Origin of the sequence: Gilliamella sp. (assembly GCF_024104075.1) — a bacterium.
Classification (GTDB): domain Bacteria; phylum Pseudomonadota; class Gammaproteobacteria; order Enterobacterales; family Orbaceae; genus Gilliamella; species Gilliamella bombi.
The window spans coordinates 1-13,913 of the sequence record NZ_JAGGHR010000045.1; the positions used below are offsets into that span (position 1 = coordinate 1).

General features: G+C 36.0%; 14 protein-coding genes. 1 reads left to right on the plus strand and 13 read right to left on the minus strand.

The genetic code is table 11. The features are described from left to right. The 13 genes from J6569_RS10230 to J6569_RS10290 form a co-directional block, all read right to left on the minus strand. Positions 1 to 477 (minus strand): integrase arm-type DNA-binding domain-containing protein (locus J6569_RS10230; protein WP_296318379.1); only part of this gene is annotated, 477 nt, incomplete at its 3' end. A gap of 650 nt (positions 478 to 1,127) precedes the next feature. Next, positions 1,128 to 1,490 carry a DUF1353 domain-containing protein gene (locus J6569_RS10235; RefSeq protein WP_296318380.1) on the minus strand — a complete coding sequence of 121 codons (363 nt, stop codon included), beginning with the start codon at positions 1,488 to 1,490 and terminating at the stop codon, positions 1,128 to 1,130. Then, complete coding sequence (locus tag J6569_RS10240; protein WP_296318381.1) at positions 1,480 to 2,631, minus strand: prophage tail fiber N-terminal domain-containing protein; 1,152 nt, start codon at positions 2,629 to 2,631, stop codon at positions 1,480 to 1,482. Before J6569_RS10240 ends, J6569_RS10235 begins: the two co-directional genes overlap by 11 nt. A gap of 41 nt (positions 2,632 to 2,672) precedes the next feature. Next, positions 2,673 to 5,915 (minus strand): host specificity protein J, encoded by a 3,243-nt coding sequence (locus J6569_RS10245; RefSeq protein ID WP_296318382.1) that lies wholly within the window; start codon positions 5,913 to 5,915, stop codon positions 2,673 to 2,675. Next, the gene (locus J6569_RS10250) at positions 5,908 to 6,537 is read right to left on the minus strand and encodes a tail assembly protein (protein WP_366941270.1); all 630 of its coding nucleotides are present in this window, start codon (positions 6,535 to 6,537) and stop codon (positions 5,908 to 5,910) included. The genes J6569_RS10245 and J6569_RS10250 overlap by 8 nt, the downstream gene beginning before the upstream one ends. Further along, positions 6,480 to 7,193: a C40 family peptidase gene (locus J6569_RS10255; protein WP_366941271.1), complete on the minus strand. Its 714-nt coding sequence runs from the start codon at positions 7,191 to 7,193 to the stop codon at positions 6,480 to 6,482. The genes J6569_RS10250 and J6569_RS10255 overlap by 58 nt, the downstream gene beginning before the upstream one ends. 6 nt (positions 7,194 to 7,199) lie before the next feature. Then, positions 7,200 to 7,904 carry a phage minor tail protein L gene (locus tag J6569_RS10260; RefSeq protein ID WP_296318383.1) on the minus strand — a complete coding sequence of 235 codons (705 nt, stop codon included), beginning with the start codon at positions 7,902 to 7,904 and terminating at the stop codon, positions 7,200 to 7,202. Continuing rightward, entirely contained in the window at positions 7,901 to 8,230 is a 330-nt protein-coding gene (locus J6569_RS10265; RefSeq protein ID WP_296318384.1) for a phage tail protein, read from the minus strand. The genes J6569_RS10260 and J6569_RS10265 overlap by 4 nt, the downstream gene beginning before the upstream one ends. A 91-nt stretch (positions 8,231 to 8,321) precedes the next feature. Beyond that, a complete protein-coding gene (locus J6569_RS10270; protein WP_296318385.1) occupies positions 8,322 to 9,617 on the minus strand; it encodes a hypothetical protein in 1,296 nt (431 codons plus the stop codon). Beyond that, the gene (locus J6569_RS10275) at positions 9,610 to 10,791 is read right to left on the minus strand and encodes a nucleoid-associated protein (protein ID WP_085165736.1); all 1,182 of its coding nucleotides are present in this window, start codon (positions 10,789 to 10,791) and stop codon (positions 9,610 to 9,612) included. Before J6569_RS10275 ends, J6569_RS10270 begins: the two co-directional genes overlap by 8 nt. Before the next feature lie 275 nt (positions 10,792 to 11,066). After that, positions 11,067 to 11,630, minus strand: a complete 564-nt coding sequence (locus tag J6569_RS10280; protein ID WP_075539707.1) for a BRO family protein — start codon at positions 11,628 to 11,630, stop codon at positions 11,067 to 11,069. A 56-nt stretch (positions 11,631 to 11,686) separates the two neighbouring features. Continuing rightward, the gene (locus J6569_RS10285; RefSeq protein WP_296318386.1) at positions 11,687 to 12,457 is read right to left on the minus strand and encodes a KilA-N domain-containing protein; all 771 of its coding nucleotides are present in this window, start codon (positions 12,455 to 12,457) and stop codon (positions 11,687 to 11,689) included. 77 nt (positions 12,458 to 12,534) lie between these two features. Beyond that, complete coding sequence (locus J6569_RS10290; RefSeq protein WP_296318387.1) at positions 12,535 to 13,320, minus strand: HNH endonuclease signature motif containing protein; 786 nt, start codon at positions 13,318 to 13,320, stop codon at positions 12,535 to 12,537. Positions 13,321 to 13,409: 89 nt separating this feature from the next. On the opposite strand from J6569_RS10290, the gene J6569_RS10295 reads away from it, so the two are divergent. Further along, a complete protein-coding gene (locus tag J6569_RS10295; RefSeq protein WP_296318388.1) occupies positions 13,410 to 13,790 on the plus strand; it encodes a helix-turn-helix transcriptional regulator in 381 nt (126 codons plus the stop codon). Positions 13,791 to 13,913: the final 123 nt, after the last annotated feature.

The following is a 13,913-nucleotide window of genomic DNA, read 5'->3' on the forward strand; positions in this document are numbered from 1 at the left end:
AATTACCAGTCGCCGATTGAATACAAAAGAAATCGATGACCTTATCTTTTTGGTACTAAAAAGTGTGGACATACCAACATGATTTTCTAGTGACTGCCAACTTTTTTTGATTGTCTCATCCTTATAACCTTGTGACTTCTCCAATATAAGCCAATCATCGGCCACACTTTTAAGTGTTCTTATCTTTTGAGTATTGATTAACTCTTTTTCTAATGGGTCTTTATTTTGCCTAATTAAATCTCTGGATTCATTACGAAGATTTCTAGCATCAATTAAACTAACTTGAGGATAATGGCCAAAACTAATTAATGCCCTTTTTTTAGTTGATGGACGAATATAATTAAAGCGCCATATTTTAGAACCAGTCTTTTTAATCAGCAAATATAATCCGTCTCCATCAGATAAAGTGTAATCATTTTCTTTTGGCTTGGCGTTTTTAATTTGTGTATCAGTAAGAGGCTTAACTATTTTTACCATGTTATACAACTCGATGTTATATTCAAACGTATAACATAATATATAACATAAAAGTTTGAATTTTGCTAAATCAGGATGAACTTAGTTGAACAGCAAATTAACTGGAAAGCTTGTTAGATAAAGGTTTTTTGAACGTTTTTAAACTTACTTGATTCTTGCGATGGTGGCCCCTACTGGACTTGAACCAGTGACCAATCGATTATGAGTGACACGTATTATTTTATAGCGTAATTTTAATTTATTATAAATCAGATAAGAGGTTAGCCAAACTAATTTCTGTTCATTTATTCACTATTTTTTAGTTTATTTTACATTATCTACGGCACAAATATGGCACAAACATTTTTTAGATCCTCCATCCGAAATCTCACTTCAAAATTTCACATCAAAAAACAATCAATATAAAATACTCCAAATAAATACACTTTGCTTATCATGATAACAATAAACTACACACTACCGATTTACATACGCATGACACCCGAAGACTTCGAAATAGAGCTATCGGGCGAGTGCTACATTATCAACAGCGACGACGAGCACAATTATGTGCTATATCAAACAGCAAAAACACTATACGATATCGCCGATTTTGTAATGTTACATGACGCTGTTGAGTATTGTAAGTTGAAGATTGATAGTGTGTTTTGTTATCGATAGTTACCAGAGCCGAACAATCTAACAGCGAAATATTTTACATATCTTCGCCAAAAACTAACATTCAGTTCAGTGTTAGCTTGCAGATAAATATCATCTGCAATTTTTCGAGTAAATAGTGCTTTCCCGTACATGTAATCGTGCAATATTGCCGCTTTTAACGCTTTATTGAATTTCGGAAACATGAATTTAGCATACTTTGTTGAATCGCCGTCGCTAACAAATCCTTTTTTAACAACAATTTCAACTTGCTCACCATTGATAATTGGACGTGCAATTAGCGGTTTTAAAAGGCGGATTTTTTCACCACCTTTTAAAAAAGCGCAATGAATTTCGTCAAATTCATCAAATATCATCTGATACCTCACGAATAACAATTGGGTTTAAAGTGCTCGGTATCGGCTTTTCATTTTCAATCACATCAACAACGGGCATTTCTAATCGAACATCAATCCATCTACCATCGGTTATGTCAATCGGTTTTCCTGCAACAATTTGACAGCTTTCAAAGTCAAATTTTTTAGTATACGTTTTAACTGTGATGATATTGTTTTCATCAACTGAGTATTCAGCAAAGAATTTTTTATTGCCGTTTGCATCTTCGGGTAAAGTGATGTACCAGCCCTCTTTTGCAAAGCCTGAGCTGCCGTGAATTTCATAATGCCCGACATCAATACGTGTAGCTGTCACGCCGTCAGCCAAATCGTTAACTAAAGCACAACCTGATTTTTTAAAACCGCCAACTTCTTCAATGTTATCATTTGCAAATAGTCTTAATATTGGAGATGCTTTTTTCAGAAAACCATTACTGTCTACAGTTGAGTTTGCTGTTGTAATTGCTTCATACCAGTTTTCTTTGCCTCTTGATGTAGAACATCGATAGAAAATTTTAGGGGTTTTACTGTTTACAACTGAGAGCATTTCAATACCCCAAGTTGCTGAACTAGTCGGTAGCGGCAACAACGACGCAGATGATCTGCCTCCATTAAACGGCAAATCAGCTATGTCATCTGTTGTTGTGTAATAAAACGCAGTTGGTAATTTTTCATTTAAATCTGAAACACGCACACCAACATTTGAACCGAGACCGTAATCGCCTGTTTTCAATAGCTTAGAGGTATCAATTGTTGATGCCCATTTTTTTGCATCATCTGCTGATTTTTTTGCTGCATTGCGAGCGTTAACAACTTGTTGCAACACTTCTGGCGTAATTTCACTTTCAGCGGGATTCAGTAAAAAATCATTTAATGTACCGTCTTTTGAATCTGAAAATACCTGAATAGTACCGAGTTTTTTTGGTGGAAATCCGTTTATAATTAGTTTTACTTCATAGTCACATGGCAAAACGTTCATCATGTAACTACCGTTGCTTGCCACTTGAAATGCTTGCGTTTGTGTTAGTACTTTGCTTGTTGTTTTTTTTGCATATAACTCGATAGTACAGTTGTTGATAACATTTCCTGCACCGTCAGTTAGAATGCCTGATATTTTTGCCATAATTTTCTCCAGATAATAAAAAACCGCTACATGAGCGGTTGTTATTTTTTCAATGTCATTATTGTGATGGAATTCGGTATGCCAGATACTTTATATTTATCTGGCGTTTGCGTGCTAACAACAAGAGTTTCGTTGGCGGGTATTGATCTTAAAAACATCTCGCTGACAACAGGGTTAAGAACCGTCGTTTCTAATCTGTACCCCGCGGGGAATGGGTGCGAAATATTTCTAATAGTAATATCCAGCCTGCCAAAATCCCAATAATCTGGTTTTATCCCATCACCACCACCACCGCCTCCGTGTCTGATTGCAACCAATGTTACCGGCAGTATAACTAATTCTCGTTCGAACGGCTCAGGCGCTATAGTGACAGAGCCATTTTTTTTACACGTGTGCATTTTTACAATGTCACCGACAATTTGCATTGCTGTCAATTTTCCTTGAATCTGACAGTTCTCATTAATCACAACATTGTTTAATTGCCCAGAATTCGCATAAATATTGCCTGAGATGTTAGCTCGTCTAGCGTTTAGCGTACCGTCTTCTAGTAATTCAAAAGCTGGGGGATTACCTGCGCTGATAACATTACCGGCAACCATCCTGCCACCCATAATTAACGGTGCTTTGATTTCAGTGCCAGCAATTAATCTATCACCTCGCATTGTGCCAGTAGCGATTAAATCACCGTCCAAAAACATAGCAGGTTCAACCCAATAAGCACCGTTATACATTCTTGCTTCTGAATGTGCTACTTTACCTGCACCGTCTAATGAGTAGATAATTAATGTGGTATCGCGAGCAGGATAAAACCCAAATTCACGATAAAACATTTGAGTAGCATCATCATTGTTAGTCGGGAATTTACCGTCGTGAGTTTGAATTCTAAATAACCCTCCTGCGCCATTTTCTGCAATTAATGTCCGAGTGTTAGCAATGAACATCTCTGAGCGACCAACTACGTTAACCGCATTCACGCCGTACCAGTATTCAGTATCTGGCTGGCAATCAACATCAGTTAACGTCATCGCTCGACCAAGATAATTACGCTTCGCTTCAACTTCGGCTTTGGTCGTGCCTTTGTAGAATTCAAATTGTGTGCCTAGACTGGATACAGACGTCATAACAGGGCGTATAGCTACATTAAAACTACTTGGCGTGAGTACCAAGCCTGATGGTTTAGACGGTGGCAGAATAGAAAACGCAATCGTGGTTTCATCGCCCAATCGTCCGTCTTCTGCTACTCCTCGCACGGTCGCATTGAATTTACCTTGTTGTAGGTCCGATAGATAATACTCAGTATCATTAACCGTTTCTCTGCTAATCAATTTATCATCACGATAGATTTTTACCTCAAATTTCAAGTTTTGGATTGTGCGAGGTGTGGACCATGATAATCTAGCCTGATATAAATCAGATTCGGGGATAATCTCGGCTTGCAGTTGTTCAACGGGTGGAATTGACCAACCAAAAATAGTACCGCTTTCCGCTTCGAATTTAGCCCCGTTATCAACAATCGCCTCTTTTTGTGGTTCATGTTGTAGCGCGGTGATTGAATAAGTACCGTCACTATTTTCAGCGATTGTTATAGCCTTAAATAGCCTTGGTTTGATTTTATTGTCATATAGACCCCAAACGGAATACTCATCAACACTAACACTATTCACCAAAACAATTTGATTAGGTTTAACCTGAGCTTGAATTTTGATTTTTTGTAGTTGCATATTTGTGTCAGTCACACTTAAATACGCACTTTTCATGTTATTAATGTCAATGTCACGGTCTAACGTAATCGTACTGCCGTTTGCTTCTAAAATTCGACCACCAATAGTTGTACCCGCAAAATCGTTATCCGCAATACCAATGATATCACCTGGTAAATGACGGATACCTTCACGACCCACGCTAAATGTGACGGTTTGTGTCTCTAATTTTTCGGTTTGAATTAGCCATTTACCAACTCTATGCGCCTGTCCTCGTGATGTGCAACCGAACGCATCGATTTGCGCTACATTCAGCCCAAATCGTTTGATTAACTCGTCATCTGCAACGTACTCAGTTGTTGGCTCCCAATTGTTATTTGGGTCAATATAACGTACATGCACAGCAGTATGTCGCGATTTTTGTGCTGCTGATGTGTAGTTGAACTGCCCTTCTACCACGTTTGCATTTGCATAAATTGCCACAGGGTCGCTTGGTCTATCCATCACCGCAGTGTACTGCGTACCGTCCCAAATCGGCATAGCTCGAAAGATTGAGCACAGGTCGTGAATCACATCATACGCTTGGCGTTGCTCGGTAATGTAACAGTTGCATGTAAATCTTGGTTCTTTGCCGCCGAAACCATCGTCAACTAGTTGGTCACAGTATTGAGCAATCGTGTATAACGCAAATTTATCAACACCAAATTGTCCGATTCGATTACCCATACCGTAACGTGTGTTAGTTAGTATGTCGTAAAATATCCATGCGGGGTTATTGGTCCAAGCAAGCTTGAAATTACCCGACCAAAAGCCTTTATACTCCCGTGTGTTTGGGTTGTAGTTATCAGGCACTTTAACTATCATCCCTTTAATGAGATAGTTACGACGAGGCACACCACTAAACTGCGATGAATCGAATTTTAGTCCAACCACTGCGGTATTCGGGTATGAAAATTTAGTATCGTAGATTTCAGTGTATGAACTCCATAGCGTATTATTAACTAGCAATGATGATGTGCTATCTGGCGTTCTGCGAACTACACGAATATTAAACGGCTTGGGTGGTAAATCATCTAAAATAACCGAAGTTAAATACTGTGAGCGTGTTTTTTTATCGATTAAATCTACCGTTTTTACCGTTTTCCATATACTGCCCACACCGATTTGAATTTCCATGCTGACAGATGTTCTGTTGATGTTGCCTTTATTGTCCGTTGAGCTTAACGACTGCACCCCAACCGTAATCCGCACTCTGTCAATGTTTGGGTCGGTAATAGTACGTACAATCGGCGTTGTTGCTTTTACTTCCAAATTAACAGGCACTTCATTTTCGGTTGCAGGAAAGCCCTCAAGCGGTGATTGCGCCTGAATGCCTGCCGTCCATTCAACCTTAACGCCGTTAAAATTGTATGAACCGTCGGGGGCTTGGATTGGCGTGTCGTTTAAAAATACGCTTTGTAGACCGTTTGCTGGACCCTCTATCTGTCCTTCGCATAACAAATCAATAATACTAAGCTGTTGGTGTGACTTGAGGTTATCCTGCGCTTCCTTTGGCGTTTTTGCTTTTCCTGAACCTTTACCCATTTTTCTTCCCCTTTATGATTTCCGCCCACGGGATTGGTGTTGTTGGTTTTTTATCTGTATTCGTTGCGTCGTCTAATGTTTCAAGCCCTTGTGAAAGCACTTTAGAGCCGATTTTTGTTAATCCGTAGCAAAGTGGTACTGGTGCGCCCTGAGATATCGTGTTGTCTAAGTTAGAAAAATAGGTGTTTTTATTAGTACCGCCGTCTGCTGATTTGTCGGTTTTGGGTAGCTTGGTTAACATCATAGCCACACCGCCAATCATTAAGCCCAATCCTGCTGCCATTAATGGATAACCTGCAGGTGTCCAGTAAAAAATAGCCCCTACAACGAACATCACTGCACCAGCGATAAAGCTGAATGCTCCACCTTTTGCGCCCTCTGTTTTGGGTACAATATGAATAACAGCATCCTGAGGTATTCGACTGTGTAGACCAAACCGTAAATTGTCCGCATTCATATCTACGCCGTTAATTCGTACGCGGAAATAGCCATCCATAATCTGCTTTTTCAAGCCTTTTATCTGGCAATACAAACCATTCATCGCTTCCGCTGCTGTTTCTACGCTCATATTGAACTTATCGCCATATTGTTTAAGATTGCCGTAAAGTTTAACGATTGCCATTGTTTGTGTCCCCAGATTGAATGTGTGTACTTAAGCCAAAACCCGTCATATAAATCTCTTTTCGATAAGCGGTTTGGGCAGTGATGTAGGATGAATTGATTGCCGATATAGATAGCTGCATGATTAGGTGTTGTTGAGCCGAGGCAGACTAAAACAATGTCGCCCTCTTGGACATCCTCAACTTGTTCAAACTCATTTTTCGGTAATAAATCTAAGTAGAGATTTTGCCCGTTATGCCACCAATCATCTTGACGCTCATAATCAGGTAAATCGATACCTGTTAACATGTACGCATCTCGTACTAGCGTTAAGCAGTCAGTTTCACCGTGCTTGAATTCACGACCGAGTAACGGCTTAATGTATCTGAATTTGTGGATTTGCTTGTTGCAAACTAGCCACCAATCTACTCCCGTTTGTTGCTGATAAAACTGGTCGGCTTGGCTGAGTATCGGTAAGCCGTTTGGGTGAGAGTGAACAATTGCAGTTATTTCGCCCTGTTGTTCGGCTCTAATCCAGTCATCTGACGAAATTTCGAATGTTTCGGTTGGTGTTGGTGAAAGGTTGTTGCATGGCAGATAGGATTTATTATCAATAACAAATCCGCAGCACTCAGCCTCACCGCAAGAAATTGCATGATTAATTATTTGTGTTTTCATAATTAATTAAGAGAGTTTTGCGGCAGTTGGAAAACCACCAAAAGGAAGAATACCGTATTGGCCATGACGAAGCTTACAGCCATTTAGACAACGGCTACATTTATCTTTAGTAATATCGTTTGTCGGTTTATCAAATTCATCAGCTACAGGTCCACCTGTGTAACCACATTCTGATGAGCGATATATCCAACTGCACGTATTCGCAATAATCACACGAGCAGGAATTAGTGCCCCGTCTGATTCACACGGCAACGCTAATTCAAACGTAACAACCATTGAATTTTGTTGTTTAACTTGTTCAATGACATAATTAGAGATGATTTCGCAAAACGGGTCAGCATATTGATTACCATTTTCAAAGTTAACAGCGTCTAAGTATTTAACAGGCACTTCGTGACGGGTGACAACTGCGCCAAGTAAACCATCAAAATCAGCAATCAGACCAGTAATAAAGCCCATCGCATTGCTAACGCTCATTGTCGGGCGGTTACTAGTGCCCTGCCCGTTTTTTTGAAAACCCTCTACTTTAATAGGGTATGGCTCATAGATATTGCCTTGCCATGTAATTGGTCGCCGAAGCTCATTTAATCCATTATGAAAGCGAAATATCGTTTTATTACCGACAATCTTCGTTAAATCGACTTCATACAAATCAAGAATCGCATCTTGTGCTATTTTTGTAATGTCGAGTAGCATTTTTTTGGGGATCATGCGACTACCTCTTCAAATGTAGCGGAAATCGTTTTAGCTGCGCCGTTAGGCGTTGATGTCCAAGAACGGCAAACAACTTTGATCGTTTTGTGAGTGTTAGGCTCTCTCCATAAAAAAGCTTTAACCGCATTGTGTCGGCTAAGAAAATCATCAATCAAGCCGACATCTTCTAATAACCCGACAAATGTTACATTGTATGAGCGCAAGTTGTTGTTAATACCGTCCCGAATGCGTTGCTCATAGCCATCACCGAACTTAATTACCTTAACTTTTGGTGAAGCCGAGATTGTAGAGCTGTTTTGAGGTCTCCAGTGAAATGTTTCCATAGTTTTCTCCAGACATAAAAAAAGCCCGCAATTGCGAGCTTTAGGTTTTCAATGAATTAGTATTATTCTGTTAAATCTTCAAAATCATCACTTACAGGGGGATAAATGCTCCTTGCAATAAATTCAGTTTTAGGTTTATCAAGCTTTGCAAGACATACTTTACAATAGTATCTAAAATTATGTTAAGTTCATTTTTATTATTAAAATATATTACAACACCTCCCACCAATAACATTACAAAACTCATGACATTTACTAATGCCAATCGACTTTTAGCTTTGCATATTTTTTTATCTAATTTGTCCCCAGCGTCGGTAGCTGCTGAGCAAATTTGTGTTCTCTCCTCTAAAATTTTAAAACGCGTAAATGAAATTTTTACGCTTGCATTTAATTCATCAAATGAGTCTTTATATAATTTGTTTGAAACAAAAGTAATTAAAAAAATCATAAACAACCCAATAATAACTAACAATCCTGCTGGTAAATTATCAGCTTTAATTAATGCTGAAACTGCAATAAGAGCACCTGGTATTGCAAAAGCCTTATTTTGAGTTGAAGAAACAATGTCATTTATTTTTGAAGTGTACTCAATATATTTACTTTCTATTTCAGATAACACTTTATCTATAGAAAATTTTTTAGTATATAAATCAACCAAATCTTTATAACGGTTATAAATTCGCTCATCTTTTTCTATTATTTCTGTCAATACGCATTTATTGTCAACAAAATCTGAAATAGCAACTCTCAATATAGATTGTCTTTCCGATGTCATGACATCATCTACTTCAATAATATTTAAAAGTTCATCTACATATTCGTAATTAATTCCATCTATTTTTACTATTTCATCTATTTTGGATAAATTGTTAGATGGAATAATAATTTCAACTTCCTTTCCATTATTTTGATCTGGAACATAGTAAATGCATTTATCTGATAAAGAATGTCTTGCTATTTTATTTATTAGCCTGCTCCATTTTAAAAATAAGTTGATTTTTTTAATAATTGGTTCAGGCTTTAAAAAAGATATCATTTCATTATTAACTCGCTCTCCTCCGTCAAGAATAATGTAAAAAGATAATTCATCATCGAGTGAAGATGCTTTTACCCAAAAACTATCTAACGTAGGAAAAATCACAGTATTTTCTGCTAAATCGCCTTTTTTTATTGGAAAGCTAACCTCATTATGATATGAGGAATAATCTAAATCATCAGTTTCAACCCCAAACTCCCTTAAAAGTTCTTTTAAATTTTCGCCATTGACATCTTGTCCCAAAGAAATCTCAGTATATCCGTCATCGATCTCAATTTTACAAGATGACAATTGCTCAATAAGAGACTCTAGTTCCTTTATTTTATTTTTAGTGAATGTATCTTTATTCATTTTTACTTAGACCTAAGTAGTCATTAATGTTCTTAATATCATTTTCATTTAACTTAATTGTTATAGTTCCATCAGATTGGCTATAAGTGATTTTTTTGTTTTCTTTATTATTTATGCCTAAAGCACTGTAAGAAATTTGACAACAATAATCTTTTTCTGCATCTGCTAACGTAATCGTTTCAAAAATTTTCTTAGAATATGAAGTAGGCTCAAAAAATTCATTAATTTTATACTCCTTAGATGAAACAAAATCACTAAATTTTCCTTTAATTTTTTCATCATCCAATGTGCTTTCTATAATGTTTTGAATATTTTCTATCGATAATTTCTTATCAGCCTTTCTTTTTAATGTCTTGTCAAATAATTTTGTTATTGCATCTTGAACCTTATCTTTATCTTTCTTTTTAACATTCATATATGACAAAAAATCTTTAACAGCACGTGAAACCTCGTTTACACTTAGAGCACTATCAAGCTCTTCGTTACACCCCAAAGCTCTCTTAAAGAAGTTACTAGTTGATTTACCTGTGATAAATTGTAAGTACGGTTCTCCTTTATTTTCAGGGTAAGTAGCATCAAATAAAGTTAAATCAATCATTGCTGCCTGTCTCAACGAATCCATATTAATAGTTGGAAACATCCTTGGGATTAAATCACCATCAAAATTAAATCCATTATTATTATCAACCATCAAAATAAACAATCTACCTAGAGAATCCTCTTCACTTTCAATATTATAATGAATAAATATTATTGAACCTCCCTTTATACTTCGCCTATCAGCACTAGCCTCGGAACGAAGTTTTTCCATTATGATTGAAACAAGTTCTTCAAATTCTACTTTTCTTTTTGAATATTTAGATAAATTAACAGCAACACTGGTATTTGTTATGTTTTTATAGATATAACTATGGTTTTTTTTATGTCTTTTGAATTTTTCATCTACTTTAGCAATGAATTCCATAATATCGTTATCTGTTAATTTCCACAATTTACCAAGCATAAAACGAAAATTAGTATTTTCTCGCTTAAGATCTGCCGTAATAGCAAATTGAGGTAAATATGTAACTTCTGGTTGCTCTATTGATGAATCATGCCCGCAATCACTACAAACACCATTTACATCTAAATCACCATTACAATTAGTACATATTTTTTTAATAGTATCTGTCATATTGTTTATCCTTAATAATTAAATTAAATTTGTTAATTATAATATAAACAATAAATAATCATTATATGATCATTAAAACAGCATACTGTTCATATATACAGTACATCTTTTTTATAAATTTTGATAATTTTTTTTAACTATTAATTGAATTTGTTTAGACTTAAAAAACTTAATTAATTAATAAAAACCACCCGAAGGTGGTTTATTCGTATATTTGATTGCGATTATTTTTTAATCAAAGGCAGAATCCTGCCTTCGTTCTTACAGTCGTTAACTTATACTTGCCGTAATTGTTTCTTTTCTAGCTGTTGTTTAAACATTGAAGCAACAAAAGCACCGTCGCCAAAATGATCGTGAAGTCTTACACCGAAATTAGACCCCAGCATTTTAAAAACATCATATAAACGATTATCTATATAGAAATCATTCAACCAAAGCATGTGATGAACTAAACAAATTAGGTTGGTTCTGCTTACCTCAATCATATCTTTTCTTGTTTGTGAATGACCTGCCTCTTTATCAGCTAAATCTAACAACCATTTACGCACTTCTTTTGCTACATTTGTACTAGCAAACATTGCGATTAGATGCGCTCCTCGAAGTGAGAAAATTCGTACTGATTTCTTGCGTAGACTGTTGTTTATTCCATTGGTAGTCAATTTGACCACCATTGTCATTTTATCGGTGAACTCATCCTTGTTTCGGCTATAAATCTTTGTTACTGATTTAGAATCTGCATATTGTAAAAGCTTAGATAGCTCGGTGGACGTGATCCAAATTTGATTATTACGTTTAACTGGTTGCACGACTGTGCTGTGAAACATTAATTGATTTGACATGCTATATCCTCGTAATTGCCCCCTTTTTAGAGGGCTTATAATTTGTTGTTAATTGGTTAAGCGATTTCTTTATTAATAAGATGATTTTTGATTACATCTATTGCTTTTTCGTTATATCTAAATGATTCAACTTGTTTATCAGAAGAACGTGACTTATCGAGTACGAAAATTCCGTAGTCTTCTGTTTTTAAGTTGAGCTTATTAGCTATACGACCAATTTTGTTTGAGGATACGCCGAGTAAATTACCAACCTCACTAGCTGAAAATGTTTTGTTTTCAAGCTTGGGAAGTGGAATGACATTTTTACCAGCAATCGGGTTAATTGTATCGGCATAGATAGCTTGCTTAGACTGTTCGCTCAAATGCGGCAGATTGCTAAACATCTTATCTAATGCTCTGACTGACAATTCTATTGCTTTTGCTTGTCGATATTCAGGTAAATAAGATTTAAAAGGTCTTTGAATGTTTTTCAATTCACCTTTTTTATAGTCTAAAAATACTTGATTTACCATTAATTGGAATTTTGGACTAATCCAACCTGCGTAAGAAATAGCCAAAAGTTCGTGGGCGAAAGTACCTTGATTCAATCCCCCTTTTATGGATTGAACAACCGATACCGAGATCTCGGCATCGCTCAATTGTTGTTCAAGTTCCAATATAAGCTCTTGAGTGCCTTGCAATGATAGCCAGTAGCTAGGATTGTTTTTCTTTTCCCCTCCACTAGCTTTATGTAGCGCATTAAGGTTATATCGACCCTCTTTATCGGTTGTGATAGAGATTCCAGCTATTACTGGACAATTAGAGTTGTTTATATTACTATTATTCATGAGTTTTCCCTTATTTAGCGTTTGTGGTTAACTTGATTTGGGCTTTGGCTGTTGGCGCAGTTAAAGCCTTTAGTTTTTTAGATGCCTGCAATTTTCTTTTCCTCCTCTGTTAATGACAGCTTTACTCTGTTAATTAGTTCTAAACTAAAATTTCTATCATTTTTAATAGCTGAATTCTCAAGAATAGATTTCATCCAATCGGGAATTCTAGCTGATACTGGTACTTTATTTTCTTTCAATTTTTTCTCCTTATTTGCTAAATATTGATTTACTTCTGCTATACCTGAAAACCTTCTATAGTGAGTAGTACAGTCTGTTGATAAATGTCTTTTATATTTATTAGCTGGTGTAGGAATATCTTCCTCTCTCCATCCTGCTGCAAATCGCTGATCTAAAGTTCTCGCATTGATACCAAAAAGTTCAGCCCATTCATGTAAAGTTTTTATTTCGTTTCTGTATTCATAATAAACAGTCCCTACTTTTCTCTTTGGGTCAAAATTAGGATCTTGACTAGCCCACAAACGCCAACCTACACTTTTTCTACATCTTTCAGCACAATCTTTTGCGTTGTCAGACGGAGAACCAACATATAAATGTTCAGGATTACAGCACGATGGATTATCACACGTGTGCAATACCCAAAAATTTTTGCTATTTTGAGGTATAGCACCATAAGCTAATTCATAAGCAACTCTATGAGTAGCCCAAGAATATCCTTCAAACCAAATCATTCCATAGCCATCATAATTTTTAGCTCCATTCCACTCATGACAACCATTTTTAGATATAGATAATTTAGATTTTAATTTTTTATCTAGTCCAACATGATCTCTAATTAAAGATATACTTTTTCTTGTTTTCATAATTAATAATAAAATGACTTAAAGTGTCATGGAATGTATAGTATACTAATTCTAATAATTAACCATGTCAATACATTTCAATACTATTTATGACAAATAATGACACTTTTGCAAAGCGATTAATACAAAGAAGAGCCGAACAAGGTTATTCTCAAGAAGAATTATCAAAAATATCTGGTATCGCAGCAGCTCAAATTTCAAGATACGAAGCAGGCCGAAATAAACCAAGAGCAAACATTATTGCCAAGCTAGCAGAAACATTAGAAGTTCCCTTTAATTGGCTAGCCTACGGTGATGAAAGTGAGTTAATATCACTTCAAAATAAAAAAGGAGAACATTGGCACTGGTTATATTTAGAGCCAAACTTAAGAGCTTTTATGGAAAATAAGGCTAAAAAAGCAGGCATATCACTAGAAGAAGAATTAATTAATGCTTTAAGTTCACATTACAAAATAAAAAATAATCCCTAACCCCAATAAAAGGAGACCAAAAATGAAAACAATGAATAAATTAATATGTAATAGTCTTTACTTAATCTGACGTTTGAGTTATTTTATAACACAAAAAGGAGAGTCAGAAATGAATCAAACTGC

Excerpts from the sequence above, each read along its gene's own strand:
- J6569_RS10235 (WP_296318380.1), bottom strand. The coding sequence starts at position 1,490 with ATGATATTTGATGAATTTGACGAAATTCATTGCGCTTTTTTAAAAGGT.
- J6569_RS10270 (WP_296318385.1), bottom strand. The coding sequence starts at position 9,617 with ATGAATAAAGATACATTCACTAAAAATAAAATAAAGGAACTAGAGTCT.
- J6569_RS10245 (WP_296318382.1), bottom strand. The coding sequence starts at position 5,915 with ATGGGTAAAGGTTCAGGAAAAGCAAAAACGCCAAAGGAAGCGCAGGAT.
- J6569_RS10265 (WP_296318384.1), bottom strand. The coding sequence starts at position 8,230 with ATGGAAACATTTCACTGGAGACCTCAAAACAGCTCTACAATCTCGGCT.
- J6569_RS10285 (WP_296318386.1), bottom strand. The coding sequence starts at position 12,457 with ATGAATAATAGTAATATAAACAACTCTAATTGTCCAGTAATAGCTGGA.
- J6569_RS10255 (WP_366941271.1), bottom strand. The coding sequence starts at position 7,193 with ATGAAAACACAAATAATTAATCATGCAATTTCTTGCGGTGAGGCTGAG.
- J6569_RS10295 (WP_296318388.1), top strand. The coding sequence starts at position 13,410 with ATGACAAATAATGACACTTTTGCAAAGCGATTAATACAAAGAAGAGCC.
- J6569_RS10275 (WP_085165736.1), bottom strand. The coding sequence starts at position 10,791 with ATGACAGATACTATTAAAAAAATATGTACTAATTGTAATGGTGATTTA.
- J6569_RS10290 (WP_296318387.1), bottom strand. The coding sequence starts at position 13,320 with ATGAAAACAAGAAAAAGTATATCTTTAATTAGAGATCATGTTGGACTA.
- J6569_RS10260 (WP_296318383.1), bottom strand. The coding sequence starts at position 7,904 with ATGATCCCCAAAAAAATGCTACTCGACATTACAAAAATAGCACAAGAT.
- J6569_RS10240 (WP_296318381.1), bottom strand. The coding sequence starts at position 2,631 with ATGGCAAAAATATCAGGCATTCTAACTGACGGTGCAGGAAATGTTATC.
- J6569_RS10280 (WP_075539707.1), bottom strand. The coding sequence starts at position 11,630 with ATGTCAAATCAATTAATGTTTCACAGCACAGTCGTGCAACCAGTTAAA.
- J6569_RS10250 (WP_366941270.1), bottom strand. The coding sequence starts at position 6,537 with ATGGCAATCGTTAAACTTTACGGCAATCTTAAACAATATGGCGATAAG.